The 25,684-nt window shown below is 70.3% G+C and carries 23 protein-coding genes; 15 read left to right on the top strand and 8 right to left on the bottom strand.

Annotation, left to right across the window (positions count from 1 at the left end; all coding sequences use genetic code 11):
- Window positions 1-11: 11 nt before the first annotated feature.
- From HDA44_RS09155 to HDA44_RS09110, 10 genes are all read left to right on the top strand, one after another.
- On the top strand, window positions 12-2,765 hold the full coding sequence (locus tag HDA44_RS09155) for a cation-translocating P-type ATPase (RefSeq protein WP_202887281.1): 2,754 nt from the start codon (window positions 12-14) through the stop codon (window positions 2,763-2,765).
- Entirely contained in the window at window positions 2,762-3,421 is a 660-nt protein-coding gene (locus HDA44_RS09150; RefSeq protein WP_184832927.1) for a potassium channel family protein, read from the top strand. The genes HDA44_RS09155 and HDA44_RS09150 overlap by 4 nt, the downstream gene beginning before the upstream one ends.
- On the top strand, window positions 3,418-4,083 hold the full coding sequence (locus HDA44_RS09145) for a potassium channel family protein (protein ID WP_184832925.1): 666 nt from the start codon (window positions 3,418-3,420) through the stop codon (window positions 4,081-4,083). Before HDA44_RS09150 ends, HDA44_RS09145 begins: the two co-directional genes overlap by 4 nt.
- 119 nt (window positions 4,084-4,202) lie before the next feature.
- On the top strand, window positions 4,203-5,093 hold the full coding sequence (locus HDA44_RS09140) for a universal stress protein (RefSeq protein ID WP_184832923.1): 891 nt from the start codon (window positions 4,203-4,205) through the stop codon (window positions 5,091-5,093).
- A 70-nt stretch (window positions 5,094-5,163) separates the two neighbouring features.
- Window positions 5,164-6,129, top strand: coding sequence for a DUF2157 domain-containing protein (locus tag HDA44_RS09135; protein WP_184832920.1), 966 nt, complete (start codon window positions 5,164-5,166; stop codon window positions 6,127-6,129).
- Complete coding sequence (locus tag HDA44_RS09130; RefSeq protein ID WP_184832917.1) at window positions 6,126-6,500, top strand: HPF/RaiA family ribosome-associated protein; 375 nt, start codon at window positions 6,126-6,128, stop codon at window positions 6,498-6,500. Before HDA44_RS09135 ends, HDA44_RS09130 begins: the two co-directional genes overlap by 4 nt.
- A gap of 4 nt (window positions 6,501-6,504) precedes the next feature.
- Complete coding sequence (locus tag HDA44_RS09125; protein WP_184832915.1) at window positions 6,505-7,365, top strand: hypothetical protein; 861 nt, start codon at window positions 6,505-6,507, stop codon at window positions 7,363-7,365.
- 104 nt (window positions 7,366-7,469) lie between these two features.
- Window positions 7,470-8,363 carry a class I fructose-bisphosphate aldolase gene (locus HDA44_RS09120; protein ID WP_184832913.1) on the top strand — a complete coding sequence of 298 codons (894 nt, stop codon included), beginning with the start codon at window positions 7,470-7,472 and terminating at the stop codon, window positions 8,361-8,363.
- A gap of 14 nt (window positions 8,364-8,377) precedes the next feature.
- On the top strand, window positions 8,378-9,226 hold the full coding sequence (locus HDA44_RS09115; RefSeq protein WP_184832911.1) for a universal stress protein: 849 nt from the start codon (window positions 8,378-8,380) through the stop codon (window positions 9,224-9,226).
- Window positions 9,223-9,885, top strand: a complete 663-nt coding sequence (locus tag HDA44_RS09110) for a CBS domain-containing protein (protein ID WP_202887280.1) — start codon at window positions 9,223-9,225, stop codon at window positions 9,883-9,885. The genes HDA44_RS09115 and HDA44_RS09110 overlap by 4 nt, the downstream gene beginning before the upstream one ends.
- Here HDA44_RS09110 and HDA44_RS09105 read toward each other — a convergent pair.
- Both HDA44_RS09105 and HDA44_RS09100 read right to left on the bottom strand, forming a co-directional pair.
- On the bottom strand, window positions 9,882-10,355 hold the full coding sequence (locus HDA44_RS09105; protein WP_184832909.1) for a GyrI-like domain-containing protein: 474 nt from the start codon (window positions 10,353-10,355) through the stop codon (window positions 9,882-9,884). The two genes, HDA44_RS09110 and HDA44_RS09105, sit on opposite strands and share 4 nt — an antisense overlap.
- A gap of 5 nt (window positions 10,356-10,360) precedes the next feature.
- On the bottom strand, window positions 10,361-11,236 hold the full coding sequence (locus HDA44_RS09100; RefSeq protein ID WP_184832907.1) for a universal stress protein: 876 nt from the start codon (window positions 11,234-11,236) through the stop codon (window positions 10,361-10,363).
- 110 nt (window positions 11,237-11,346) lie between these two features.
- Between HDA44_RS09100 and HDA44_RS09095 the strand changes: the two genes are divergently transcribed.
- Genes HDA44_RS09095 through HDA44_RS09080 form a run of 4 tightly spaced genes read left to right on the top strand, consistent with a single transcriptional unit; the run spans window position 11,347 to window position 13,747 of the window.
- The gene (locus HDA44_RS09095; RefSeq protein WP_319041695.1) at window positions 11,347-11,988 is read left to right on the top strand and encodes a hypothetical protein; all 642 of its coding nucleotides are present in this window, start codon (window positions 11,347-11,349) and stop codon (window positions 11,986-11,988) included.
- 5 nt (window positions 11,989-11,993) lie between these two features.
- Window positions 11,994-12,914, top strand: coding sequence for a universal stress protein (locus HDA44_RS09090; RefSeq protein WP_184832905.1), 921 nt, complete (start codon window positions 11,994-11,996; stop codon window positions 12,912-12,914).
- A gap of 37 nt (window positions 12,915-12,951) precedes the next feature.
- Complete coding sequence (locus tag HDA44_RS09085) at window positions 12,952-13,488, top strand: flavodoxin family protein (protein WP_184832903.1); 537 nt, start codon at window positions 12,952-12,954, stop codon at window positions 13,486-13,488.
- Window positions 13,489-13,504: 16 nt separating this feature from the next.
- Entirely contained in the window at window positions 13,505-13,747 is a 243-nt protein-coding gene (locus tag HDA44_RS09080; RefSeq protein ID WP_184832901.1) for an SHOCT domain-containing protein, read from the top strand.
- A gap of 159 nt (window positions 13,748-13,906) precedes the next feature.
- On the opposite strand, the gene HDA44_RS09075 is transcribed toward HDA44_RS09080, so the two are convergent.
- The 6 genes from HDA44_RS09075 to HDA44_RS09050 are packed head-to-tail and all read right to left on the bottom strand — an operon-like array spanning window position 13,907 to window position 22,845.
- Window positions 13,907-14,722 carry a universal stress protein gene (locus HDA44_RS09075; RefSeq protein ID WP_184832899.1) on the bottom strand — a complete coding sequence of 272 codons (816 nt, stop codon included), beginning with the start codon at window positions 14,720-14,722 and terminating at the stop codon, window positions 13,907-13,909.
- The gene (locus HDA44_RS09070) at window positions 14,719-17,091 is read right to left on the bottom strand and encodes a phosphoketolase family protein (protein WP_184832896.1); all 2,373 of its coding nucleotides are present in this window, start codon (window positions 17,089-17,091) and stop codon (window positions 14,719-14,721) included. The genes HDA44_RS09075 and HDA44_RS09070 overlap by 4 nt, the downstream gene beginning before the upstream one ends.
- Window positions 16,986-18,749, bottom strand: coding sequence for a thiol reductant ABC exporter subunit CydC (gene cydC, locus HDA44_RS09065; RefSeq protein WP_184832894.1), 1,764 nt, complete (start codon window positions 18,747-18,749; stop codon window positions 16,986-16,988). The genes HDA44_RS09070 and cydC overlap by 106 nt, the downstream gene beginning before the upstream one ends.
- Window positions 18,746-20,419, bottom strand: coding sequence for a thiol reductant ABC exporter subunit CydD (gene cydD, locus HDA44_RS09060; protein ID WP_184832892.1), 1,674 nt, complete (start codon window positions 20,417-20,419; stop codon window positions 18,746-18,748). Before cydD ends, cydC begins: the two co-directional genes overlap by 4 nt.
- On the bottom strand, window positions 20,419-21,438 hold the full coding sequence (gene cydB, locus HDA44_RS09055) for a cytochrome d ubiquinol oxidase subunit II (protein ID WP_184832890.1): 1,020 nt from the start codon (window positions 21,436-21,438) through the stop codon (window positions 20,419-20,421). The genes cydD and cydB overlap by 1 nt, the downstream gene beginning before the upstream one ends.
- 9 nt (window positions 21,439-21,447) lie before the next feature.
- The gene (locus tag HDA44_RS09050; protein WP_184832889.1) at window positions 21,448-22,845 is read right to left on the bottom strand and encodes a cytochrome ubiquinol oxidase subunit I; all 1,398 of its coding nucleotides are present in this window, start codon (window positions 22,843-22,845) and stop codon (window positions 21,448-21,450) included.
- A gap of 127 nt (window positions 22,846-22,972) precedes the next feature.
- On the opposite strand from HDA44_RS09050, the gene HDA44_RS09045 reads away from it, so the two are divergent.
- Entirely contained in the window at window positions 22,973-25,681 is a 2,709-nt protein-coding gene (locus tag HDA44_RS09045) for a bifunctional acetate--CoA ligase family protein/GNAT family N-acetyltransferase (protein WP_184832888.1), read from the top strand.
- The last annotated feature ends 3 nt before the right edge of the window (window positions 25,682-25,684 follow it).

Raw genomic sequence — 25,684 nt, 5'->3', positions numbered from 1 at the left:
GGGGAGGAACGTTGGCACCCGACGGGAAGGTCGCGGCGGTGCCGGAGCCGGCACCGGTCGAGCGGCAGCCGGTCGACGCCGTGTTCACCATGCTGGGGTCGGGGCGCCGTGGACTGACGGCCGCGGAGGCCGCGACGCGGCTGGCGGAGCACGGCCGCAACGAGTTGCCCCGGACACGAGGGCGGCCGTTGCTGCTGCGGTTCGCCGCCCAGTTCACCGATCTGATGGCCGTGGTGCTGCAGGTCGCGGCGGTGATCACGTTCCTGGCGTATCTGCTCGGTACTCCGCCCGACATCGGCAACCTCCAGCTGGCGATCGCGATCGTCGCGGTCGTCGTGCTGAACGCTGCCATCGGCTTCGGCCAGGAGTACATGGCCGAGCGCACGGCCGAGGCACTCCAGGCCATGGTGCCGCACCGCTGCCGCGTGGTCCGGGACGGTGAGCGGATCGAGGTGCCGGCCGTCGAGCTGGTGGTCGGCGACCTGGTCGCCCTGGAGGCCGGCGACGCGGTGTCGGCGGACTGCCGGCTCGTCGACGCGCACGACCTGAAGGTCAACAACATGGCGCTCACCGGTGAGAGCGATCCGGTCGGACGGAGTGCTGATCCGGTCGGCGCGCAGGTCCCCAAGCTGGAGGCCCGCAACCTGGCGTGGATGGGCACGACGGTCACCGACGGCGTCGGCAAAGCGGTGGTCACCGCTGTCGGGGCGGCGACTGAATTCGGCGGGATCTTCCGGCTGACCGAGCAGACCTCGTCCGACCGCAGTCCGCTGCAGAAGCAGGTCGCGTTGATGGCGAAACGAGTGGCCGCGGCGGCCTTCTCATTGGGCGCGTTGCTCTTCTTCGTCCGGCTGCCCGCCGGTGACCCACTGGTCAAGACGTTCGTCTTCTCGCTCGGCGTGATGGTGGCGCTGGTCCCCGAAGGGCTTCCGGCGACGCTGTCGGTCACGCTGGCCGTCGGCGTCCGGCGGATGGCGCGCCGGCAGGCGCTGATCAAGAAACTCCTCGCGGTGGAGACGCTGGGATCGACCACGGTCATCTGTACCGACAAGACCGGCACTCTGACCAAAGCCGAGATGACCGCCCAGGTGGTCTGGGCCGACGGGCACGCCCACGCGATCACCGGTGTCGGCTACGCGCCGGACGGCACGGTCGAGGACCCGGAACCGGTCCGTGACCTGCTGCGCGTCGCCGCGTTGTGCTGCGATGCCCGGTTGCTGCCACCGTCCGGCCAGGAAGGCTGGAGGGTGCTCGGTGACACCACCGAGGGGGCGCTCCTCGTCGCCGCGGTCAAGGCCGGGATCGATCTGGACGCCGAGCAGGCGTTGGCACCACGGGTCGGTGAGTTCCCGTTCGACTCCGTCCGGAAGCTGATGACGACGCTGCATCGGTACGACGGCCGGATCCGGGCGTACGTCAAGGGTGCACCGCAGGAAGTGCTCGCCCGTTGTGCCGGACTGGAAGACCTCGACCGGAAGCAGATCCTGACGGCGAACGACGACCTGGCCCGCTCGGCGCTACGGGTGCTCGCGGTGGCGGTCCGGACTGTCGGCAGCGAGCAGGCCGGGCAGTTGGAAGCCGAGAACGACCTGACCTTCCTCGGCCTGGTCGGCATGCTCGATCCGCCCCGGCCGGAGGTTGTCACCGCGGTCGAGTCGTGCCACCGGGCCGGTATCCGGATCGTGATGGTGACCGGTGACTACGCGCTCACCGCCGAGGCCATCGCGCGCCGGGTCGGCATCCTGCGGCCGCCAGGGCACCCGAAGACGATCTCCGGGGAAGAACTGGACCGTACGGACGACGCCGGCTTGCGCGCGGTGCTGGCGGGACCGGACGACCTGCTGTTCGCGCGAGTCAAACCCGAGCACAAGATGCGGGTCGTGGCCGCGTTCGCCGGTCTTGGCGAGGTGGTCGCCGTCACCGGCGACGGCGCCAACGACGCGCCCGCCCTCAAACGCGCCGACATCGGCATCTCGATGGGCAGGTCCGGTACGGACGTGGCCCGCGAGGCGTCGGTGATGGTGCTGCTCGACGACTCGTTCGCCTCCATCGCGACGGCGGTCGAGCTCGGGCGTTCGGTGTACCAGAACATTCGCAAGTTCCTGATCTACCTGTTCAGCCACAACATCGGCGAGCTGGTGCCGATCCTCGTCGCGACGCTGGCCGGCTTCCCACTCGTCCCGCTGACCGCCGTACAGATCCTCGCCATCGACCTCGGCTCCGACGTCCTGCCGGCGCTCGCCCTCGGTTCCGAACCGCCCGAACGCGGCGTGATGGATCAGCCACCCCGGCGGCGCGACCAGCACCTGTTCTCGGGCGCGGTCGTCCGGCGCTTCCTCTTCCTCGGCTCCGTCCAGGCGATAGGTGTCACCACGCTGTTCTTCTGGCACCTCCACGGTGCCGGCGTCGGCTTCCATGCATTCACCCCGGACAACCGGGTCTACCGCGAGGCCATCACGATGACGCAGGCGGGCATCGTCTGCAGCCAGTTCTTCAACGGTTTCACGGTCCGCAGCGACCGGCTCAGCATCTTCCAGATCGGTGTGCTGTCGAACCCGCGACTCGTCGTCGCCGAAGGCGCCGGTGTCGCGATCATGTGCGCGATCAGCTATGTGCCGCCGTTGCAGACCATCTTCCACACCGCGCCCCTGGCGCTGTCGGACTGGGTGCTGCTCGCGGCGGTCGGCGCGCTGGTGCTCGTCGCCGACGAGACACGCAAGGCCGTACTCCGGTACGGCGACCGCCGGAAGGAGTTCAGCGGATGAAAGCCATTATCATGGGGTGCGGCCGGGTCGGCTCCACCCTCGCCCAGCAACTGTCCCTCGAGCGGTACGACGTCAGCGTGATCGATCGCGACGCGGAATCGCGGGAGCTGCTGCCGGCGTCGTACCCCGGCGACTTCAGGGTCGGCAACGGCTTCCACCGGAGCGTGCTCGAATCCTGCGGGATCACCACCGCGGATGCCTTCGTCGCCGTCACCTCCGGCGACAACACCAACATCGTCGGTGCCCGGATCGCCAAGGAGCACTACCGGGTGCCGCACGTCATCGCCCGGATCTACGATCCCCGCCGCGCCGACATCTACCACGACCTGGGCATCCCTACCGTGGCCAGTGTCCGCTGGACGGCAGATCGCATTCATCAGATGCTGCAGCATCGCCAGCTGCACCCCGACAGCAGCTTCGGCAACGGTGAAACCCTGCTCGTCACGGAGATTCTGCCGCCCTGGCTGGGTGGCCGGCCGATCCACGAGCTCGAAGTCGACGGCCAGCTGCGCGTCGTCGCGATCACCCGTGGTGGTCACTCGTTCCTGCCCCGCCGGGATGCCACCGCCGAGCCCGGCGATCGGGTCAGCCTCGCGGTCGCGGCCACGGCGCTCGGGCGGCTGCGGTCTTTTCTGGACAAGGAGCTCGGGACATGAAGGTGCTCATCGCGGGCGGTGGACGGCTCGGCGACCAGGCCGCTCAGCTGCTGACCGCGACAAGTCACCAGGTCACTGTCATCGACCAGCGCCGGGCGCGGCTCGAAGAACTCGGCGACGCGCCGTACCGGCTCGTCCACGGTGACGCGTGCGAGCCCAAGATCCTCGAAACCGCGGGCGCGCTGAACGCGGACCTGCTCCTCGCGGCGACCGGCGAGGACGAGGACAACTTGGTGATCGCGTTGCTTGCCAAGCGGCAGTTCGGCGTCGGCCGCACCCTGGCGCGGATCAACGATCCCGGCAACGCCTGGCTGTTCGACGAGCGCTGGGGAGTCGACGTCGCGCTGCCGGCCGAGGCCTCGCTGATCTCGCTGATCGAAGAAGCAACTGGCGCCACCGACACGGTCGGCCTGATCCGGTTGGCTGCCGCGGGAGTCTCCGTGATCGAGACTCACCTCGACGAAGACTCGGCCGCCGTCCGCACGACGCCCGGCGGGCTCAGCCTGCCTGGCGGCACCGTCGTCGGTGCCGTCGTCCGCGACGGCAAACCTGTGGTCCCTGGCAACGACTACCGCTTCGCCCCCGGCGACACCGTCCTGGTCGTCACCACCACCGCGACCGCCGCCGATATCCGCGCCGCGTTTCAGCGGCCCACTCAGTAGCTCGGCAGGGGTCCGGGACAGGCCAATCGAGCCTTGAAGCAGGGCCGTTCGTCCCTGTCCTACACCACCGTACGGCGTGCAGCATCGAGTAGGAGCAGGTGCGGTCGAGAGGAGCCGTCGTGGACGAGTTCGGGACGATCCGGCCGTTGGTTGGACCACCGATCGTGGTCGGGTACGACGGGTCGGCGGCGAGTGACGCGGCCGCGCGCTGGGCAGCCGGTACCGCGGAACGTCTCGGCCGGCGGGTCCGGATGATTCATGTGATGCCGTGGCCGGTCATTCGCAGTACGAGTGGCGCCTCGCTGCTGGCCGGCCGGGAGGTACTCGAACGCGCGGCCGAGCGGCTGCTGGAGAAGGCGTGCCGGCGCCTCCGGTCGGGGTACCCGGAGGTGGCGATCGAGGCCGAGGTGACGATCGGCGATCTGGTGCCGAGCCTGCTGCGGGCGGGTGCCGGCGCGGCGATGCTGGTGCTCGGCTCCCGTGGACTCGGTGAGGTACGTGAGCTCACCGAGGGGTCGGTGACGACCCACGTCGCGACCCACGCCACCGGCCCGGTTGTGGTGGTGCCGGCGGGCTGGTCGCCTCGTCCTGGCGACGTGGTCGTCGGCGTGGACGGGTCGGCGCATGGCCGGAACGCCATCGGGTTCGCGTTCCGGTTCGCCGAAGAAGCCGGCGAGTCCGTCCGGGCCGTGCTTGCCTGGCACGATCCGCAGTCCACCGGGCCGGGTGACATGCGGTTCCCGGTGACCGATCCGGACGCCCTCGAGGAGGACAGCGCCGCGGTTCTCGGCGAGGCCGTGGCGGGGCAAGCCGTCGATCACCCGGACGTGAAGACCACCGAGAAACTGGTGCACGGCATCGCGGCGACGGTCTTGGTGGACGAATCGCGGGACGCATCCCTGTTGGTGGTCGGTTCCCACGGCCGGGGCCGTCTGCGCGGCCTCCTGCTCGGCTCCGTCAGTCGCGCCGTTCTCCACCACGCCGCCTGTCCGATCGCGGTCGTGCGCTGACCCGTCGGCCCTGGTCAGCACAGGCCGTTCGGCCCTGCCGGGGGTGCGGCACGTACTCGACGGTGAAGGTATGAGGGCATCAACCGACGAGCGCGCGGCGCTGCCGGCGCTGATCGATCGCTGGGTGGCGGACGGGCTGATCACCTCCGCGCAGGCCGGCCGGATGCGTGGCGACCTCGGTCTGACCGAGCCCGCACCTGTCACTGGGCGAACCGGCCAAGGACACCGGCGTACGGCGTTGGTGGTCGAAGCGCTCGCGTACCTCGGTGGGGTGATCGTCCTGGTTGCCGCGTCGCTGATCGCGGCGCGGTACTGGGGCTCCTTGGCGGACGGTGCGCGGCTCGGAATCGCCGGAGGAGCCGCTGCAGCCTTGCTGCTGGCCGGATTCGGCGTACCCGAAGCGCCCCGGCCCGCCAATGTTCGGCTGCGTGCTGTCCTGTGGCTGCTCGCGACTGCGGGTACCGGCGGGTTCTTCGCGCTGTTCGCCGACCGAGTGCTGAGGTTCGACGGCCCTGCCGTGGGGCTGACAGCGAGCGTGGGCGCTGCAACCTTGGCAGCGCTGCTGTGGTGGCGGTTGCCAGTTCTCGCGCAGCAGACGGCGTTCTTCGTCGCGATCGCGCTGGTGGCTGCGACGGCGGTTGCGCAGTTGGTCACCCGTCCGCACCTGCCGGGGCTGGCTGTCTGGGGGACTGGTGTGGTCTGGTTCCTCCTCGGCTGGTTCGGCAAGGTGAAGCCGCGGCGCCCGGTATTGGCTCTCGCGGCGGCCGTCGCCCTGACCGGAACTTTGATGACACTGCCCACCGGCGCCGGAGGCGTGCTGGCGATCTGCACCCTCGTCGCGGTGGTCGTCGTGGCGGTCGTGATTCGCGACCTGCTGTTGCTCGTGGTTGGTGCGGTCGGTGCGCTGAACATCTTGCCCGCCGTGATCACCGAATGGTTTCCCGGGCAGCTGGCGGCGCCGCTGGTGCTGCTCGCGGTGGGGACTCTGCTGGTTGTTGCGGCGGTCTACGTAGCGAAGGTGAGGGAGAAGCCATGACCAACGTGCAAATGACGGTTCGGGGAGAGGTTTCGGAGCAGGATGCCGGCTACGCGCTTGGCAAGATCCAGCACGCCGTCAGCCGGACGCCCAGCGTCGACCGGATTCACGTCGTACTGACCGTTGCCGCGAATCCGGCCAACGAAGCACCGGCCACGGTCGAGGCCGCGGCCGCCGTCGGTGGGGTGCCCCTTCATGTGCACGCGTCGGCCGCGTCCCTGATCGAAGCCGTCGACGAGGCAGCCGACCGCCTTCGCCGTCAATTCACCGACCTGCGCGAACGGGCGCGCTCCGGCCGCCGCGCGAAGGCCACGGTCGTGGTCTCGTCCGCGGCGGACGAGGGGTCCGGAGAACGTGAGAGCGAGGAGTAAGGACATGGCTGAGAACGGTTCTGGGCGGCCCCCGGAGCGGCAGGTCACCGATGTCAGGGCGCGGTGGGCGATTGCCGTCGCCGTTCTGGCGATCATCGCGCTGGCGGTCGCGATGGTTGTCCTGGTCAACGATTCGGGGCAGCCGTCCGGTACGTCGCCGTCGCCTGGAACCACCGTCACCCAACCGGGTCCGACGGTGACGGTCACCACCAGCCCGAAGCCGGCCCCGAGTACGCCGGTTCACCGGACCTTCCGGTACCAGCCGCTGTGGCCCTTCACTTCCGAAGCCGCGGCGGCCGGATGGCAGCAGGCGTACCGAAGCGGCGGACAGCAGCCCTGGCACCTCGACCCAGGGCAGACGGCGCTCTCGTTCACCACTGGATTCCTGCAGTTCGACGAGATCAACCTGGTCGTGTCGCAGTCCGTCCAAGGCGACGAGGCCTATGTCTCGGTCGGTTACCGGCCGGAGCAGAATCCGCCCGCGGTCGCCGCGACGATCCACCTCGCCCGGCTGGGCCAGGGCGACGACGCGCCCTGGGAGGTCGTCGGGACGCGCGACAGCAGTCTCACACTCACGCGTCCGTCGTACGGCGCGGTCGCCCGGTCCCCGCTGACAGTCGGCGGCCGGATCACCGGCGTCGACGAGGCGGTCCGCGTCGACGTACGCCAGGCCTCCACCGGAGACCGGCTCGGGACCTTCTGCTGCGTGGCCGCGGGCGGAGCCGCGCAGCCGTGGTCGGCGCAGGTGACGTTCCGCGGCGGGACGGATCCGGCGCTGACGATCGTCGCCTCCACCGGCGGTCACTACCAGCGGGTCGAGGCGTTCGCGATCACCGCGATCCGGCAGCAGGCGAACCAGAACTGACCACAACTGACAAGGATCAGGCGAAGGTCCCGGCCGGTCCGGGACCGACGCCTCTGCCGCCTCCGGGCCGGCGTGCCGAGAGTGGGAGTAGGGAGATGACAGCCATGCAGAAGCGTGCGGCATTGAACGAGCTCGGTCTGAGCGTGGGCAAGAAGGCCCGGTTGCGCCGGATCCTGTTCGACCACGGATTGCGGAACGGTACGGCGTTGTTCCTGCCGTACGACCAGGGCCTGGAGCACGGTCCGCGGGACTTCTTCGCGAACCCGGCGGCGTCCGGCCCGGCGTACGTGATGAAGCTGGCGCAAGCCGGCGAGTTCAACGGGGTGGTACTGCAGATCGGGCTGGCGGAGAAGTTCTTCTGGGACTACGCCGGTGAGATCCCGCTGATCCTGAAGCTGAACGGCAAGACCGACATCCCGCCGGACGCCGCGGCGTTGTCGCCGGTGCACGCGAGTGTCGAGGACGCCGTCCGGCTCGGCGCGGACGCGGTCGGCTACACGCTGTACGTCGGATCGCCCGCGCAGGAAACCGACTTCACCCAGTACCGGACGATCCGCGCGGACGCCGAGCGGCTCGGCATGCCGGTGATCGTGTGGGCGTACCCGCGCGGCGCGGCGATCGAGAGCAAGGGTGGCAAGGATTCCTTCTACGCCGTCGACTACGCGGCGCGGGTGGCCAGCGAGCTCGGCGCGGACGTGGTGAAGGTGAACTTCCCGCAGCCGTCGAAGCGCGACAACGTCAAGCCGCCGTACGAGGAGATCTTCACGCCGCAGCAGGCGATCGACGGTGTGGTCCGGTCCGCGAACCGTACCCTCGTGCTGGTCTCCGGGGGCGAGCGCGCCGGTGACGAGGCGATGTACCGCAAGGCCGAGCAGGCGATGGACGCCGGCGGCCTGGGCCTGATCTTCGGCCGCAACGTCTGGCAGCGCGGGTACGACGAATCGCTGGCGTTCGTCGACGGCCTGAAAGAAATCCTCGTGCAGCATCCGAGCGACTGAAGGGAATGCCGGTGATGAAGGACTACATCCTCGTCGGGGTGGATGACACCCCGGAGAGCCGGACCGCGTTGCGCTGGGCCGTGGACGCGGCCGTCCGGCGCGATCTCGCGATCCGGGTGGTGCGGGCGTACGCGAACGATCTGGACCGGTGGCCCGCGATCGGAATGGCCGGGTACGTGCCGCCACCGATAGCGCTGGACACCTTCCAGCAGGAGCTGGACGAGGCGATCCGGATCGCGCGGGACCGGCTCGGGGAGGATCGCGTGTCCGGTTCGCTGGTGGACATGGACCCGGCCCACGCGATCTTGCGCGAGGCCGGCGATGCCGCGCTGGTCGTGGTCGGGACGAGATCCCCGAACAAGATGTCGGCAGCCTTCCTCGGCTCGGTCGCGACAGCGGTCACCGCCAAAGCGCTGTGCCCGGTGGTAGTGGTCCGGGGCGAACGGCGGCCCGGACCGATTGTGGTCGGGACCGACGGTTCGGCCGACTCCGACGACGCGTTGACCTTCGCGTTCGAGGAAGCCGCGCTGACCGGAGAGCCGTTGCGGGTGGTGTACTGCTGGCTGCCGCAAACGGAGTACGCGGCGGCCGTCGCCGGCACCGAACAATTGCTGAAGGACTGGCTGGCCGAGAGCATCGCGCCGTACCGGGACAAGTATCCGGCCGTGCAGGTACGGGCCGCGGTTCTGGCGGGACGGGCCGGTACCGAGCTGATCAAGTTGTCGGCCACCGCCTCGACCGTCGTGGTCGGCTCCCGTGGCCGTGGCGGAGTCAAGGGCCTGCTGCTCGGCTCCGTCAGCCAGAGCCTGCTGCACCACGCGAACTCGCCGGTCGTGATCGCCGGCCGGCACAAGGAGTCATGATGCGTCACTACCTGGTGGTTTCCGACGTGATGACGAAGGACGTTGTCACGGTCACCGAAGACACGCCGTTCAAGACCGTCGCCGGTCTGCTTGCCGAGCACCACATCAGCGCGATGCCGGTCCGGGACGCGTACGGCCGCGTGACCGGGGTGGTTTCCGAGTCGGATCTGCTGCGCAAGGAAGCGAAGCAGCGGCCGGGCCGGCTGCACCGGACGGCGCGGGCCAAGGCGGACGCGGTGACTGCCGGGCAGCTGATGACGAGTCCGGCGGTCACGATCGAGGGCGGTTGCACGCTGGACGAGGCCGCCCGGCTGATGGCGGCCCGCGGCATCACCCGGCTGGTCGTGATGGACGGTGCCGAACTCGTCGGCATCGTGTCCCGCTCCGACCTGCTCAGCGCGTACGTGGCCTCCGATCAGGAGATCCTGGCCCGGGTCCACCGTGACGTCGTCGACCGCCACTTGTGGGACGACCCGCAGGCGGTGGAGGTCGCGGTGCAGGAGGGCGTGGTGACGCTGACAGGCCAGGTGGAGCGGCGCAGTACGGTGGCGTTCGCGACCACCCTGGTCGAAGGCGTCGACGGTGTGGTTGCCGTGCACAACAAATTGACCTGGCGCCTGGACGACACCGCCCGCACCCCGGGCGGCATCTTCTACTAGCGCCGAGCGGTCGTGGCGTGGGCGAAGGTGATGGGCTGGACGACTTCGATCCGGACGCCGAGGCCCTCACAGGCTGGGAGATCGTGGTAGATCTCCCAGCTGTCGCCGGCCCGGATGGCGCCCTCGGTCTCCAGCCATTCGTCGAGCAGCCGGTACGTCGCGGCCAGCTGCTGGTCCGGATCGGTGTGCCAGCCGGCCAGTACCGGCCCGGCGGGGAGCGTGGACGGCTCGATCAAGCCGGCGCCAGTGATCCGCGCGGCGATCGGGAACCCGGCCTCAACCGCGATCACTCCGGCCGGCAGGGCGTGCCAACGGGCGAACGGGAAACCGTTCGGCGCGATGCCGTGGTGCCGCAGGTGCTCGGCGACCAGGGCGCACGTGGCCGGAACCCAGTCCCGCAGATCCCCGCGGACCAGCAGCGACCGCCGGACGGCGGTCGCTTCTTCGCTGTGGAACCTGAACTGAGGCATGGCGATCAGTGCACGACCGCGATCGGGCACTGCGTGTGGTGCAGGACGTTCTGGCCGACCGAACCGAGCAGCAGGCCGGTGAATCCGCCGTGCCCGCGAGTTCCGACCACCACCAGGTCCGCTGATTCGGAGTGCCGGATGAGGGCCAGGCCCGCGGAGCCCTCGGGCAGTTCGGTGCTCCAGCGTACGTCGGGGTGTGCCGCGGCGGCGCCGGCAACGGACTCGGCCACCAGCAGGGCGGCCTCTTCGCGAACCTTGTCCTCGTCGAACTCCAGCATCGACTCGCCGTCGTGGTAGGTGAGGTAGGGACTCGTCCAGGCGTGCAGGGCGACGACCTCGGCATGCATCGCATCGGCCTGCTCGAAGGCGAAGTCGATGGCCCGGGCCGAGTACTTGGAGCCGTCGACACCGACGACCACCGTCGGTGCCTGCGCGGCGCGGGGCTGAAAGCCGTGCGGGATCACCACGACCGGGCACTCTGCGTGGGTGGTCACCTGGACGGCGACCGAGCCGACCAGGAGTCCGCTCCAGCCGCCGAGTCCGCGGGAGCCGAGCACCACGAGCCGCGCGTCCTGGGCGGCGTCGACCAGTGTCTTCGCGGCGGCTCCGCCGATCAGGGCAGTCTCGACGCGCAGACCGGGGTACTCGACCCGGATCTTCGCCGCCACCTCGTCGAGCCGCTGCCGGCGCGCTGTCCGGACCGCCTCCAGCGGTACGACCTTGCCGGGCGACGGGCGGGTGATGATGACGATTTCGAAGGCCTCGACGATCCGCAGCGGCGCGGCCGCGCGGCCGGCCTGGGCCGCGGCCCATTCCAGCGCGGACACGCTTCCCGGCGAGCCGTCGTACCCGATCACGATCGGGGCAGGGTGTGTCGTCATGGTCTGACCTCCTGGGTGTTCAGCCGTTGACTCCAGCATTTGCCCGCGGCCGGCCCGCCCGGCAGCGACCTACGTCCCGGGCCGAGGGGGCCGTTCGGCTCCCGCACACGGTGACAACGGCTCTGACCGTCAAGACCGCGACGTTCGACGATCAAGGTGTCGGAATCGAACGAAAGGACGACATCATGACCACCACGCCGCACCGGGCGCACCGGCAGCACCTGCCCGCACCCGCGATGGAACCGGACGGCGATCGGCACCCGATCATCACCACCGCGGCCGGGCGTGCCTTGGCCGTACTGCGGATCGTCTACGGGCTCACGTTCCTGTGGGCGTTCTTCGACAAGCTCTTCGGCCTCGGCTACTCGACCAAGTCCGGCAAGGCCTGGATCGACGGCGCCGACGTGACCGCCGGCTTCCTGAAGGGGTCGACCGGCCCGCTGAAGGGTTTCTACCACTCGCTGGCCGGTGACTGGTGGGTCAGCCCGCTGTTCATGATCGCGCTGGCGGGAATCGGGCTGGCGCTGACTCTCGGCATCGGAATGCGCGTCGCGGCGGTCAGCGGCGTCCTGCTGTACCTGATGATGTGGTCCTCGAACCTGCCGCCGACGACGAACCCGGTGCTGGACGACCACATCATCGGCGCCGTCACCGTCGTCGTCCTGGCTCTTGTTGCCGCAGGCAACGTGTGGGGCTTCGGCAAGTGGTGGAGCAGCCAGGACTTCGTCCGCAAGTACCCGTGGATGCGGTGAGTGCGATGAGCAAGGCGGTTATCCACGTCGGCGTCGACGACTCGTGGCGCGACACCGGTGCGATGGAGTGGGCTCTGCAGGAGTCGCTGCTCCGGCGGGAGCCGCTTCAGGCGGTGCATGTGATCGATGAGCGGATCCGTACTGTCGCCGGCATTCCGCCGGACCTGGTCGACGACCAGGCGACGGAGCTCGTCAACACCGTCCAGGGTTACCTGGACGAGCACCGGAACGAAGCCCAAGGTCCCGGCCTGGGCGAAGGACTGGACGCGAGCCCGGACGACGGTCAGGGTCTGCTCGACCACGAGGCCGAGCTGATGCTCGGCCCACCCGCCCGGACCCTCACCGACGCGGCTGCCGACAGCCGGATGCTGGTCGTCGGCCGTCGCGGGATGGGAACGTTCAAGCGGCTGCTGATCGGATCGACGTCGGAAGCGGTCGTCGCCCAGACCACGGTTCCAGTAGTGATCGTGCCGGACCGCTGGAAGCCGTCCGACCACGCCGGACCGGTGGTGGTGGCCCTCGACCAGGGTGACGATCACGCTCCGGTCATGGAGTTCGCGATCGCCGCGGCGAGCGAGCGGAACGTGCCGGTCCGGATCGTGTACGTCTTCGACCTGCCGGGCCTGTATGGCTGGGAGGCAGTGAATGCCGAGGGCGTGAGTGCCGACATGCGCGAGCAGGCCGAGCGGCACTTCGAGAACGTGGCCGCCGAGTGGAACCAGAAGTACCCGGACGTGACCATCGAGGTCGACGTCCGGCGTGGCCACCGGGTCGACGGCGTACTGAACGGGGCCGCGAAGGCCGACGCGCAGCTGATCGTCGTCGGCGCCCACCACCACGCCCGCGTCACGGCCGCCCTGCTCGGCACCGTGACCCGGGGCGTACTGCACCACGCCACCTGTCCACTGGCCGTCGTGCCGGTGTAACCGCCGGTGCGTGCGGAGGCATTGAGAGGAGCAAGCGATGGCTGTCCGTGCACTGATCGTGTACGAGTCGATGTTCGGCAACACCGAGCGGATCGCGTGGGCGGTCCGGGACGGGTTGCGGGAGTACGTCGAGACCGAGACCGTGCCGGTCAACCGCGCGCCGGACGCCGTACCCGACGGCGTCCGGCTGGTGGTGGTCGGGGGACCGACGCACGCGTTCTCGATGAGCCGGTTGTCGACGCGGCAGGAAGCCGTGAAACAGGGTGACCTGGTGATGCCGGTCGAGGTCGGCATCCGCGAGTGGCTGGCGGTTCTGAAACCACCGGCCGGCGCGAAGGCGCCGCGGGTGGCCACGTTCGACACCCGGATCGCCCGGGTCCGGCGGCTGCCGGGCTCGGCGGCGCGGTCGGCGGCGAAGCTGCTGCGCCGGCTGGGTTACCGGCCGCTCAGCACGTCCGAGAGCTTCTTCGTGCACGAGACCACCGGACCGATCGAAGCGGCCGAGCTGGAGCGTGCGCGGAGCTGGGGCGCGGAGCTCGGCCGGTTGCTGACCGGTACGGCGAAGGCTGCCTGAGGGGAGTGGACCAGCGATGATGAATTCGACGGCGGACGCGGTGTTCTGGTCCGTGATCATGGTTGTGCTCTGGCTCCTGATCGTCGGCGGTGCGGGCTGGGTGACGGTGCGGATGATCCGGCAGTCCCGCCGGCACCCGCCGGTCCGGCTCCCGTCACCCTTGGATATCCTCGAACGCCGCTTCGCGGCCGGCGAGCTCACCCAGGAGCAGTTCGACGACGCCCGGGCCCGGCTGCGTGAGCACGAGCTCGACATCTGAGCCGGCCGACCAGCAGCCGCGGTCGCACAAGCAGCTGTGCTTGCACTTGCAGCCGCGATTGCACAAGCAGCTGCGATTGCACAAGCAGCTGCGCCTGCACCAGGAGCGGTGGCGCGCCGGCAGCTGTGATCGTGCCGGGGGTGGCTTCGGCCGTTGCGGCTAGGCGGGACCTTCGAGAGCTGCCTGGGGGATGACCGCGACCGGGCACGGTGCCTGGTGCAGCATGGTCTGGCTGACGGAGCCGAGCAGCAGGCCGGCGAAACCGCCCCGGCCGCGGGAGCCGACTACCAGCAGCTGCGCGTCGGCGGACCATTCGAGCAGCAACTCCGAGGGGTGCCCGTCCACCTCGATCAGCTCGGCCCGGCCGGCCTGCGCGTGAGCGCGGATCCCGGCCAGCAGGTCGTGGTCGTCGTCCTCGCCGTCCAGGACCGCGACGATCCGGGCCGGGAGGTCGTGCCGGTCCGCGTACGCGAGCCCGAATTCGACGGCGGCGCCGGCGGCCGGCGAACCGTCGTACCCGACCACCACCCGGCTGCCGGCGAGGGCGTCGTCACCAGGCCGTACGACGACCACCGGGCACAGCGCGTTCGCCGACAGTTCGACGCCCGCCGAGCTGACCAGCAGGCTGAGCAGACGTCCGGTCACGCGGCTGCCGATCACGATCAGCCCGGCGGTCGCCGACTCCGCGAGCAGTACGGCCGGCGGGAAGCCATCGACGTACCGACCCGTCACCGAAACGGCCGGTTCGCACCTCCGGGCCAGCTCGACGGCATCCGCGACGATCTTCTCGGCCTGGGCCCGCAGCCCCGGCGCCAGGTCGCTCGGCCCGAGCGGCACCCGGAACTCGGCCCACACGAACGCATGCACCAGCTGCAGCTCGACTCCGCGCGCGGCCGCCTCGGCCGCGCCCCAGCGGATCGCGTTCTCGCAGTCGGGCCTGCCGTCGATGCCTACGACAACTTTTCTCCCGGTCATGCCGGCCTCCTTCGCCAGTGCCAGTCGCGGATCTCGGGCAGGTCCTCGCCGTGCTCGAGGATGTATTCGTGGTGCCGGGCACGCTGGTCGATCAGCCATTGCCGTACGTCCGCGGCGCGCTGGGCCAGGCCGGGTACCCGGTCGATGACGTCGAGGGCGAGATGGAACCGGTCGAGGTCGTTGCGTACCACCATGTCGAACGGCGTGGTGGTGGTGCCTTCCTCCTTGTACCCGCGGACATGGAGGTTGTCGTGGTTCGTCCGCCGGTAGGTGAGCCGGTGGATCAGCCAGGGATAGCCGTGGTACGCGAAGATGACCGGCTTGTCCGTGCTGAACAGCGCGTCGAAATCGGCATCCGGCAGTCCGTGCGGATGTTCACTGGCCGGCTGCAGCCGCATCAGGTCGACCACGTTCACGACGCGGATCTTCAACGCCGGCAGGTGCTCGTGCAACAGGCTGACGGCCGCGAGCGTCTCCAGTGTCGGGACGTCGCCCGCGCACGCCATCACCACGTCGGGTTCGCCGGCGTCGTTGCTCGCGAACTCCCAGACACCGATGCCGCGGGCGCAGTGCAGCGCGGCGGCCTCGGGCGCGAGCCAGTCGGCCTGCGGCTGTTTTCCGGCCACGATGACGTTGATGTAGTCCGTACCGCGCAGGCAGTGCTCGGCGGTCGCCAGCAGGGTGTTGGTGTCCGGCGGGAGGTAGACGCGGATGACCTCGGCCTTCTTGTTCACGACGTGGTCGATGAATCCGGGGTCCTGGTGGGAGAAGCCGTTGTGGTCCTGCCGCCAGACGTGGGAGGTGAGGAGGTAGTTCAGCGACGCGATCGGTCGCCGCCAGGGCAGTGCACGGGTGACCTTCAGCCACTTGGCGTGCTGGTTGACCATGGAGTCGACGATGTGGACGAACGCCTCGTAGCAGGAGAACCAGCCGTGACGTCCGGTCAGCAGGTATCCCTCCAGCCAGCCTTGGCAGGTGTGCTCACTGAGTATCTCCATCACCCGGCCGTCGACCGCGAGGTGCTCGTCGGTCGGCAGTACCTCGGCGTTCCAGGCCTTGCCGGTCACGTCGTACAGCGCGTCCAGCCGGTTGGAGGCGGTCTCGTCCGGCCCGAAGACCCGGAAGTTGCGGTACGGAAGGCTCGCCTGCATCACGTCGCGCAGGTAGTACCCGAGGACCCGGGTCGGCTCGTGCTCGGACTCGCCAGGATGCCGCACGGGCACGGCGTATCCGGTGAGCGGCGGCAGCTCGAGGTCGCGCCGGAGCAGTCCGCCGTTGCTGTGCGGACTGGCACCCATCGGGTGCGCGGGCACCTGTTGCAGCAGCCGTGCCACCGGGCGGCCGGCGGCGTCGAAGAGTTCCTCCGGGCGATAGCTGCGCAGCCAGTCCTCGAGCATCCGCCGGTGTTCCGGCGACGTACGCACACCGGCCAGCGGCACTTGATGAGCGCGCCAGGTTCCTTCCACCGGTACGCCGTCGACCTCGCGCGGCCCGGTCCAGCCTTTCGGCGTACGCAGGACGATCATCGGCCAGGGCCGTCGTTTCACCGGCCGGCCGGATCGTGCCTCCTGCTGGATCGCGGTGATGTCGTCGAGGGCCTGGTCGAGCGTGAGGGCGAGTGCCTGGTGTACGTGCTCGGGCTCGGCGCCGTCGACGAGGTACGGCCGGTAGCCGTAGCCTTCGAGCAGCCGGGTCAGCTCGTCGTCCCCGATCCGGGCGAGCACCGTCGGGTTGGCGATCTTGTAGCCGTTGAGGTGCAGGATCGGCAGCACCGCGCCGTCGGTCGCCGGGTCGAGGAACTTGTTCGAGTGCCACGAGGTCGCCAGCGGGCCGGTCTCGGCCTCGCCGTCGCCGATCACACACGCGACCACCAGCTCCGGGTTGTCGAGTACGGCGCCGTACGCGTGGCTGAGTGAGTAGCCGAGCTCGCCGCCCTCGTGGATCGATCCCGGCAGCTCCGGTGCCACGTGGCTCGGGATGCCGCCGGGAAACGAGAACTGGCGGAACAGCCGCGCCATCCCGGCCGCGTCCCGGGAGACGTCCGGACAGGTTTCGCTGTAGCTGCCTTCGAGCCAGGTGTTGGCGGCGATCGCCGGCCCGCCGTGCCCGGGGCCGATGACGTACATCATGGTCAGATCGCGGCGGCGGATCACCCGGTTCAGATGGGTGTAGAGCAGGTTCAGTCCGGGTGTGGTGCCCCAGTGGCCGAGCAGCCGTGGCTTGATCTGCTCAGCCTGCAGCGGCTCGGTCAGCAGCGGGTTGGTCAGCAGGTAGATCTGGCCCACGGAGAGATAGTTGGCGGCGCGCCAGTACGCGTCGAGATCGGCGGCTTCCTCGGCGGACAAGGGCTTTCCGGTGAGTTCGTGCATGGGTTCTCCTCCGAGAGGCCGACGATGTCGTCGACCGCCTCGAGATCGCGGTGGCGGTGGGTGATGAGCAGCGTGGCCCGCCCCTCGGTGGCGCGGGTGATGTCATGGATGAGGTCGTCGGCGGTCGGGCCGTCCAGGTGCGCGGTGGGTTCGTCGAGGATCAGCACGGCGGGATCCGCGAGCAGTGCGCGCGCGAGGACGAGGCGCTGACGCTCGCCGCCGGAAAGGCGGGCGCCGCGCTCGCCGACGGTGGTGCCGAGCCCGCCCGGTTGCCGTCGTACCCAGGCGCCGAGGCGGACCCGGTCGAGGGCGTCGAACAGTTCCCCGTCGGTCGCGTTCGGGCGGCCGATCCGCAGGTTCTCCCGGAGGGTGGCGTCGAAGACGTGATCGTCCTGCCCGCACAGCACGACAAGCCGTCGGTACGCGGCCTCGTCGAGCCCGGCCAGGCCGGTTCCGCAGAATGTGACCTGGCCCGCCTCCGGCGTGAGGAAGCCCATCAGGGCCGCCGCCAGGGTGCTCTTCCCGGAGCCGCTCGGCCCGATCAGCCCGACCCGCCGGCCCGGCCGCAGGTCGAGGTCGGCACCGGTCACCGCCGGGGCGGCGGCACCGGGCCAGCGGACGATGAGCCGGCTCGCCGACAGCGCGCCGGCGGTCGCGGACAGTGCCTGGGCGGGGACCGGGTCGGTGCCCCAGGCAACTGATGGGGCCGGGAGGCCGGCCAGTGCGTGCAACCGCCCAGCAGCCTGCCAGCCACGGACCAGGTGCGTTGCCGCGGCCGGCAGCGGAGTGACGAGCTCGAAGGCCGCCAGCGGAGTGAGGACCAGTACGGCGAGCACGACGCCCGCGAGCCGGCCGTCGCGGACCGCGGCGACACCGACCAGGATCTCGCCTGTCACGGTGCACGCGAGTGCGGCGTTCGCCACCGCCGCGCCGACTCCGTCGGAGAACGCCGAGCGGCGCAGAATGCCGGTGAGCCGGGCGTCCTGCCGCCGGATCTGCCCCAGCCGCTGATCGGTCGCGCCGTACGCGGTGAGATCTGGCAGGCCGGTCAGCAGTTCGTGGACGTCGGTAGTGAGCTGCGACCTGACCGACGCGAAGCGGTGCTCGGCGCGGGCCGGCAGCAGCAGCGCCGCCACGGGCGCGCCCAGGCCCGCGACCGCGAGCCCGATCAGCAGGACGGCTCCGGCGGCCGGCAGCAGAGCGGTGAGCAGTGCGACGGCGGCGATCCCGGTGAGCAGGCTGACCGCGAGCGGGAGCAGGGCGCGGACGAGCAGGTCCTGGATGGCGTCGACGTCGCGGGTGACCCGGGTGAGCAGGTCGCCGGCGCGCGTACCACCGAGGCCGGCCGGCGCGGCCCGGTCGAGGTCGATCCAGGCGCGCACCCGGGTCCGGCCCAGTACGCGGAAGGCGGCGTCGTGGCCGACGAGCCGTTCGGCGTACCGGAGTGCTCCGCGCCCGATGCCGAAGGCGCGGACTGCGACGATCGCCACCGTCAGGTACAGCACGGGCGGGTGCTGGGCGGCCCGCGAGATCAGCCAGGCCGAGGTCGCCATCAGGCCGATCGAGCACGCCATCGCGAGCGCTCCCAGCAGGGCGGCGGCGGCGAGCCGCCTGAGCTCGGGCCGGACGACTGAGGTCAGCCAGCGGAACGTACTCATGCCGGTACCGCCGTCCGGTCGAGCTGGATGACCTGGTCGCACAGGCCGAGCAGAGCCGGGCGGTGAGTGACGATGACGACGGTGCGGCCGGCGAACGCGGCCGGAAGCGATTCGAGCAAGGCCTGCTCGGTCCCGGGGTCGACGCTCTCGGTCGGCTCGTCGAGGAGCAGCAACGGAGCGTCGCGGAGGATCGCCCGTGCCAGTGCGATCCGGCGGCGCTGACCCGCCGAGACGCCGGCACCGCGTTCACCCAGGACAAGGTCCAGCGGTACGTCGACCCGCGCCGCGCGGGCGGCCCGCCGGACCGCGGCGTCATCGGCGGCGCCACGACCACCGTCTCCGAGCCGGATATTGGCGGCGACCGTCCCCGCGAACAACACCGGGTCCTGGCTCATCCAGGAGACGCCCCGCCGCCAGTGCCCGGGATCGGCGGTGACGAGATCGATGCCGCCGGCAAGCACCTGGCCGCGGTCCGGACGGATCGTGCCCAGCAGGAGCCCGAGCAGCGTGCTCTTCCCACCGCCGCTGGCGCCGGTGATTCCGGTCACCTGCCCGGCCGGGATCACGAATGAGACCTCGTCGAGCACCGGCTGCTCGGGCCCGTCGAGCCTGTCTTCCCCGGGGCGGCCGGAGTCCCGTGGCCGGCCGTGCACCGTGACACCGCGGAGGACGAGCCCGGCGGCCGGAGCCACGAGCTGACCGCCTCGCGGCGGCGCGGCCTGCTCGATGACGGCGAACAATTCGTCCGCCGCGGCCAGGCCTTCCGCGCTCGCGTGATAGTGCGCACCGAGCAGGCGGAACGGCAGGTACGCCTCCGGCGCGAGGATCAGAACCAGCAGCGCCGTCTGCAAGGGGAGCCGCCCGTCGACCAGTCGCAGGCCCACCGAAACGGCAACGAGCGCGACGGACAGCGTCGCGACGAGTTCAAGGACAAGGGACGACAGGAAGGCGATCCGCAGCGTGGCGAGCGTCGTCCGGCGCTGCTGGTCGGACAACCGGCGGATGGTCTCGACCTGGGCGCGGGAACGGCCGAACACCTTCAGCGTGCCGAGGCCCGCGAGCACGTCCAGGAAGTGCTGCGCGAGCGTCTGCAGGGTGGCCCACTGCCGCGCGGTCGCCGCCTTGGTGGCGAGCCCGACGAGCACCATGAAGAGCGGAATCAGCGGCAGCGTGACGAGAACGATCAGCGCGCTCGGCCAGTCCGCCGTCAGCATCCGGGCCGCGACCACCAGGGGTACGACGGTGACCAGCACGAGCTGGGGCAGATACTTCGCGAAGTAGTCGTCGAGGGCATCGATACCGCGGGTCGCCAGCGTGGTCAGCTCGCCGCTGCGCTCGCCGGTCAGCCAGCGCGGGCCGAGGGCGGTGATCTTCTCCAGGAACCGCATCCGCAGCTCGGACTTGACCGCCGCCGAGCATCGCTGCGCGACGACTTCCGCGACCCAGGACAGGACGGCCCGGCCGAGCAGGGCGCAGGCGAGCGCGATCACCCGGCCGCGGAGCCGGCCGAGGTCGAGTCCGTCGAGGAAGGCGCCGGCGATGATCCCGGCGAGCAGCCAGGCCTGGAGCAGGATGAGGAGGGCCTGCGCGGTCCCGATCACACCGGACAGCACCAGGAAGATCCTGGTGCCGCGGGTGTACCGGAGCAGTCGCCGATCGACGGCCGGCATCAGGCCGCCCTGGCTTGCCGGGCGGCCTGGGGGATGTCGTCGCGGGTCAGCCGCCCGCGGAACACCCAGTAGGTGTAGCTCTGGTAGAGCAGCACGATCGGCGTGAACACCGCCGCGACCCAGGTCATGATCGTCAGGGTGTAGTGCGTCGATGCCGCATTCGTGGTGGTCAAGCTGAAGGCCGGGTCGGTGGTGGAGGGCAGGACGTTCGGGTAGAGGGTGACGAACAGCGTCGCCGCGGCCAGGACGATCGTGGCCGCCGTACCGAGGAAGCCGAGGCCGTCGCGGCCCGCGCGGGAGGCGATGATCCCGCCGAGCAGACACACTGCCGCCAGCACTGCGAGCGTCCAGGTGATCCACGATCCGTCGTACGACTGCGTCCAGATCAGGAAGGCGGCCGCCAGCAGCGCGGTCGCGCCGCCCAGCGGCAGTACCAGGGCACGGGCCCGGTCGCGAACCGGACCATGAGTCTTGAGGGCGAGGAAGATCGCGCCGTGCAGTGCGAACAGCACCAGCGTGGTGAGTCCACCGAGCAGGGCGTACGGGTTCAGCAGGGTGAAGAAGTTGCCGGTGAAGTTGTGTTGTGCGTCCAGGGGTACGCCGCGAACGATGTTGGCCAGCGCGACGCCCCACAGCAGCGCCGGCACCGCGCTGCCGATGGTGATCGCGAGGTCCCAGCGCCGGTGCCACGCGCCGTCGGGCAGCTTGTTGCGGTACTCCAGGGCGAGACCGCGCACGATCAGCGCCACCAGGATGACGAGCAGCGCCAGGTAGAAGCCGGAGAACAGCGTGGCGTACCAGAAGGGAAAGGCAGCAAAGGTGGCGCCGCCGGCGACCAGCAGCCACACTTCGTTGCCGTCCCAGACCGGACCGATGGTCCGGAGCGTGACCTGGCGGTCGACCGGTTCCTTCGCGACCGCGGGCAGCAGCATGCCGACCCCGAAGTCGAAGCCCTCGAGCACCAGGTAGCCGGTCCAGAGGACCGCGATCAGCAGAAACCAGATGTCGGTGAGATGCACGGAGACTCCTCAGTACAGGAAGGCGGCGTCGGGTTCGGCGAGCTCGGACTCCGGACCGGCGGGTGCCGCCGGTACGGCCTTCGCGAAGCGGAGCAACAGGGCCACCTCGATCACCGCGAGTACGCCGTACAGCACGGTGAAGGTGATCATCGAGGTGAGGACCGAGCCGGCCCCGACGGTCGGTGAGACGCCGTCGCGGGTCTGCATCAGGCCGAACACGATCCACGGCTGGCGGCCCATCTCGGTGAAGATCCAGCCGAAGCTGTTCGCGGCCAGGGGAAGCAGCGGCAGCGCGATCGCGGACCGTACCAGCCACTTCGACGGGGAACGGCTGCCGGCGCGGATGTACCACAGCGCGATGAGCGCTATCAGCGCCGACAGGGCGCCGAAGAGGATCATCAACCGGAACGTCCAGTACGTGACCGGGATGTTCGGTTTGTAGCTGCCCGGGCCGAAGCGCTGTTCGTACGCCTGCTGGAGGTCGTTGATGCCCTGGACCTTGCCGTTCCAGGTGCCGGTGGCCAGGAACGACAGCCCGTGCGGCACCGTCAGCGACCACACCTCGCGCTGCCCGTCGAGCGAGCCGATGGTCAGCAGCGAGAAGCCGGCCGGCTGGGCCGTGTCGTACAGTGCCTCGGCCGCGGCCATCTTCATCGGCTGGGTCTCGGTCATGATCTTGCCCTGGATGTCTCCGGTCACGAGCACCGCGACGGCGGCGACCAGGACGGTGATCGCGCCGAGCTTGACCGCCGGGCGGAACAGCTCGGTGCGCTCCTTGCCGCCGCGCAGCAGATGCCACAGGGCGATCCCGAGCATGAACGCGCCACCGGTCAGGAAGCACGCCGCGATCGTGTGTGGGAAGGTCACGAGCGCGACCTTGTTGGTCAGCACCGCACCGAAGTCGTGCAGCTCGGCCCGGCCGGAGGCCTTGTTGTACGTGTATCCGACCGGCCACTGCATCCAGGAGTTCGCGGCCAGGATGAAGTACGCCGACAGCTGGGTGCCGATGGCAACGAGCCAGATCGAGGCGAGGTGCAGCTTCTTCGGCAGCCGGTCCCAGCCGAAGATCCAGAGCCCGAGGAAGGTGGACTCGAGGAAGAAGGCGAGCAGGCCCTCGATCGCCAGCGGGGCGCCGAAGATGTCGCCGACGAACTTCGAGTAGGCACTCCAGTTCATCCCGAACTGGAACTCCTGCACGATGCCGGTGACGACGCCCATCGCGAAGTTGATCAGGAACAACTTGCCCCAGAACTGGGTGAGCTGCCGGTACTTCATCTTCCCGGTGCGGTACCAGGCCGTGTGCAGGCCGGCCACGAGCGCCGACAGGCCGATGGTGATCGGCACGAACAAGAAGTGGTAAACGGTGGTGATCCCGAACTGCCACCGAGCCAGATCGATCGCATCCATGGTCCTCAGAGTCCTGGTGACCACCGGTGACGGCCTAGAGGCAAAGGTCCCGGGCCGCAGGGCCCCAACGGCACTGGCCGGCCGTGGCCGTCGTCAGGTGGGGTGGACGGGAGGCGGAGGGAGAGCCATGACGGCGATCGAGCAGCAGGACGCCCGGCCGGGCGCGGGGTGGGACGTACTGGCGTCGGACGGGTCGGTGGTACGGATCCGGCCGGTGCGGGACGAGGACGAACCGGCGCTGGCGGCGATGAACCGGCGGGTGTCGGACGAGTCGATCTACCTGCGCTTCTTCGGTATCAGCCGGACCATGGCCGACGAGTACACGCATCATCTGGCCACGGATCACGACGGTCACGTCGCGCTGGTCGCGGAGTACGGCGACAACGTGGTCGGGATCGCGAGCTACGAGACGCTGCGGACGGGCGAGGCCGAGATGGCCTTTCTGCTGCAGGACTCGGTCCACGGCCGGGGGATCGGCACCTTGCTGCTCGAGCAGCTGGCGGCGACGGCCCGCGAGAACGGCATCGCGCGCTTGCGGGCCGACACCCTCGGCGAGAACGCCAAGATGCTGCGGGTGCTGACCAACTCGGGTTTCGAGCAGGTCCGCAAGCTGGACAGCGGCGTGGTCGAGCTGGTGCTCGACACGGCCTACCATCCGGCGACCCTGGAGAAGATGGCCGATCGCGAGCGGGCGGCCGAGAACCGCTCGTTGCAACGGTTGTTCGCGCCCCGCACCGTCGCGGTGATCGGAGCCGGGCGGCAGCCGGGTGGCATCGGGCACGAGTTGCTGCGGAACATCGTCAAGGGCGGCTTCACCGGTTCGGCGTACGCCGTCAATCCGCATGCGGACGAGATCGCGGACGTGCCGGCGTACCCGTCGATCTCGGCCGTTCCGGGGCCCGTCGATCTGGCGGTGATCGCGGTTCCGGCCGAGCAGGTCCTGAACGTGCTGACCGAATGCGGCAAGTGCGGGGTCGGCGGCACGGTGGTCCTGACCGCGGGGTTCTCCGAGCTCGGAGCGACCGGCCGCGAGCTGCAGCGTGAGCTGCTGGCGATCGCCCGCCGGCACAGCATCCGGCTGATCGGGCCGAACTGCCTCGGCCTGGTGAACACGGCACCGGACGTGCTGCTGAACGCGACCTTCGCCGAGGTCGCGCCGACGCCGGGCACGCTCGCCATCGCGGCACAGTCCGGCGCGGTCGGGATCGCGGTACTGGAGCATGCCGGGCGGACCGGACTGGGGATCTCCGAATTCGTTTCTCTGGGCAACAAAGTCGATGTCAGCGGCAACGACGTGCTGCTGCACTGGTGGGGTGACCCACGAACAGCGGTGATCGGGCTGTACCTGGAGTCGTTCGGGAACCCGCGCAAGTTCGGTGGGCTGGCCCGGATGATCGGCCGGACCAAACCGATCCTGGTGGTCAAGGGCGGCCGCTCGATCGGTGGCCGGCGGGCCGGAGTTTCCCATACGGCGGCCGCCGCCACCCCGGAGACGGCGGTCGACGCGCTGTTCGCGCAGTCCGGGGTGTTGCGGATGGACACCGTCGAGGAACTGGTCGAGACGGCCCGGGTCCTCGCCGTGCCGCCGCTGCCGCGCGGCCGCCGGGTCGCGGTCGTCGGCAACGCCGGTGGCGCCGGGATCCTGGCCGCCGACGCGGCCGCGCGTCTCGGCCTCGAACTGCCGGAGCTGAGCCAGGCCGTTCAGGACCAGCTCGCCGAGGTGGGAGCGGTGGGCACCGGTAATCCGGTCGACCTCGGCGCGGCGGCGTCACCAGTCAGCTTGCGGCGGGCCCTGCAAGTGCTGCTGGCGAGCGGGGAGGTCGACAGCGTGGTGGTGAACTACGCCGCGACGCGGGCCGGCAACGTCGACGAGATCTACCGGGCGATCGCCGCCGCGGCGGACGCGGCCGAGCTTCCGATCGTCGTGAACTGTGTCGGGTCGCGGCACGCCGCCCCGGAGATCACACTGCCGGCCGGCCGGCGGCTGCCGGTGTTCCCGTTCCCGGAAAACGCGGTCCGGGCGCTGGCCCACGCGGTGCGGTACGCCGAGTGGCGCGCCCGGCCGCAGGGCACCGTACCGGAGCTGGCTCGGGTCGACGCGGCCGGCACCCGCCGGGTGGCCGAACGGTTCTTCCGGCGATCACCCGCGGGTGGTTGGCTGGACCCACAAGAAGCGAGCCGCCTGCTGCGGCGCGCCGGAATCCCGGTGCTCGCGGTCCGGGCGGCGGCTTCGCGCGCGGAGGCGGTCAAGGCGGCGGAGGCGGCCGGGTATCCGGTCGCGCTGAAGACCGCCGCGCCCGGCGTACTGCACAAGACCGACATCGGCGGCGTACGGGTCGGGCTGGCGAACGCGGTCGAGCTCGGGCAGGCGTACGAGCAGATCGCGGCGGCCGCCGGAGATCCCCGGGTGCTGGTTCAGGCGATGGCGCCGGCCGGGACCGAACTGGCGATCGGCGTGGTCCGGGATCCGCTCTTCGGGCCGCTGCTGATGGCCGGCAGCGGCGGCGTACTGACCGACGTCCTGGCCGACCGGCAGTGGCGTGGTCTTCCGCTCACGGATCTGGACGCGCGCGAGATGCTCCACTCGCTCCGCTGTGCGCCGCTGCTGGCCGGCTACCGCGGGGCCCAGGCTGCCGACCAGGAGGCCGTGCTGGACGTCATGCACCGCATCGCCTGGCTGGCCGGCGTGATCCCCGAGCTGGCCGAGCTCGACATCAACCCGCTGGCCGCGACGCCGGCGGGCGCCTTCGCGGTCGACATCCGGGTCCGGCTGACCCCGGCCACCCCCGAGCCCGACTGGTACGCCCGCCACCTCCGCTCCGACCAGCCAGGCTGACGG

Origin of the sequence: Kribbella solani (genome assembly GCF_014205295.1) — a bacterium.
Classification (GTDB): domain Bacteria; phylum Actinomycetota; class Actinomycetes; order Propionibacteriales; family Kribbellaceae; genus Kribbella; species Kribbella solani.
This window is presented reverse-complemented; position numbering and strand designations above follow the sequence as displayed.

Coding starts and splice junctions, on each gene's coding strand:
- HDA44_RS09150 (WP_184832927.1), top strand. CDS start 2,762: ATGAAAGCCATTATCATGGGGTGCGGCCGGGTCGGCTCCACCCTCGCC.
- HDA44_RS09145 (WP_184832925.1), top strand. CDS start 3,418: ATGAAGGTGCTCATCGCGGGCGGTGGACGGCTCGGCGACCAGGCCGCT.
- HDA44_RS09135 (WP_184832920.1), top strand. CDS start 5,164: ATGAGGGCATCAACCGACGAGCGCGCGGCGCTGCCGGCGCTGATCGAT.
- HDA44_RS09130 (WP_184832917.1), top strand. CDS start 6,126: ATGACCAACGTGCAAATGACGGTTCGGGGAGAGGTTTCGGAGCAGGAT.
- HDA44_RS09125 (WP_184832915.1), top strand. CDS start 6,505: ATGGCTGAGAACGGTTCTGGGCGGCCCCCGGAGCGGCAGGTCACCGAT.
- HDA44_RS09120 (WP_184832913.1), top strand. CDS start 7,470: ATGCAGAAGCGTGCGGCATTGAACGAGCTCGGTCTGAGCGTGGGCAAG.
- HDA44_RS09115 (WP_184832911.1), top strand. CDS start 8,378: ATGAAGGACTACATCCTCGTCGGGGTGGATGACACCCCGGAGAGCCGG.
- HDA44_RS09110 (WP_202887280.1), top strand. CDS start 9,223: ATGATGCGTCACTACCTGGTGGTTTCCGACGTGATGACGAAGGACGTT.
- HDA44_RS09105 (WP_184832909.1), bottom strand. CDS start 10,355: ATGCCTCAGTTCAGGTTCCACAGCGAAGAAGCGACCGCCGTCCGGCGG.
- HDA44_RS09100 (WP_184832907.1), bottom strand. CDS start 11,236: ATGACGACACACCCTGCCCCGATCGTGATCGGGTACGACGGCTCGCCG.
- HDA44_RS09090 (WP_184832905.1), top strand. CDS start 11,994: ATGAGCAAGGCGGTTATCCACGTCGGCGTCGACGACTCGTGGCGCGAC.
- HDA44_RS09085 (WP_184832903.1), top strand. CDS start 12,952: ATGGCTGTCCGTGCACTGATCGTGTACGAGTCGATGTTCGGCAACACC.
- HDA44_RS09080 (WP_184832901.1), top strand. CDS start 13,505: ATGATGAATTCGACGGCGGACGCGGTGTTCTGGTCCGTGATCATGGTT.
- HDA44_RS09075 (WP_184832899.1), bottom strand. CDS start 14,722: ATGACCGGGAGAAAAGTTGTCGTAGGCATCGACGGCAGGCCCGACTGC.
- HDA44_RS09070 (WP_184832896.1), bottom strand. CDS start 17,091: ATGCACGAACTCACCGGAAAGCCCTTGTCCGCCGAGGAAGCCGCCGAT.
- cydC (WP_184832894.1), bottom strand. CDS start 18,749: ATGAGTACGTTCCGCTGGCTGACCTCAGTCGTCCGGCCCGAGCTCAGG.
- cydD (WP_184832892.1), bottom strand. CDS start 20,419: ATGCCGGCCGTCGATCGGCGACTGCTCCGGTACACCCGCGGCACCAGG.
- HDA44_RS09050 (WP_184832889.1), bottom strand. CDS start 22,845: ATGGATGCGATCGATCTGGCTCGGTGGCAGTTCGGGATCACCACCGTT.
- HDA44_RS09045 (WP_184832888.1), top strand. CDS start 22,973: ATGACGGCGATCGAGCAGCAGGACGCCCGGCCGGGCGCGGGGTGGGAC.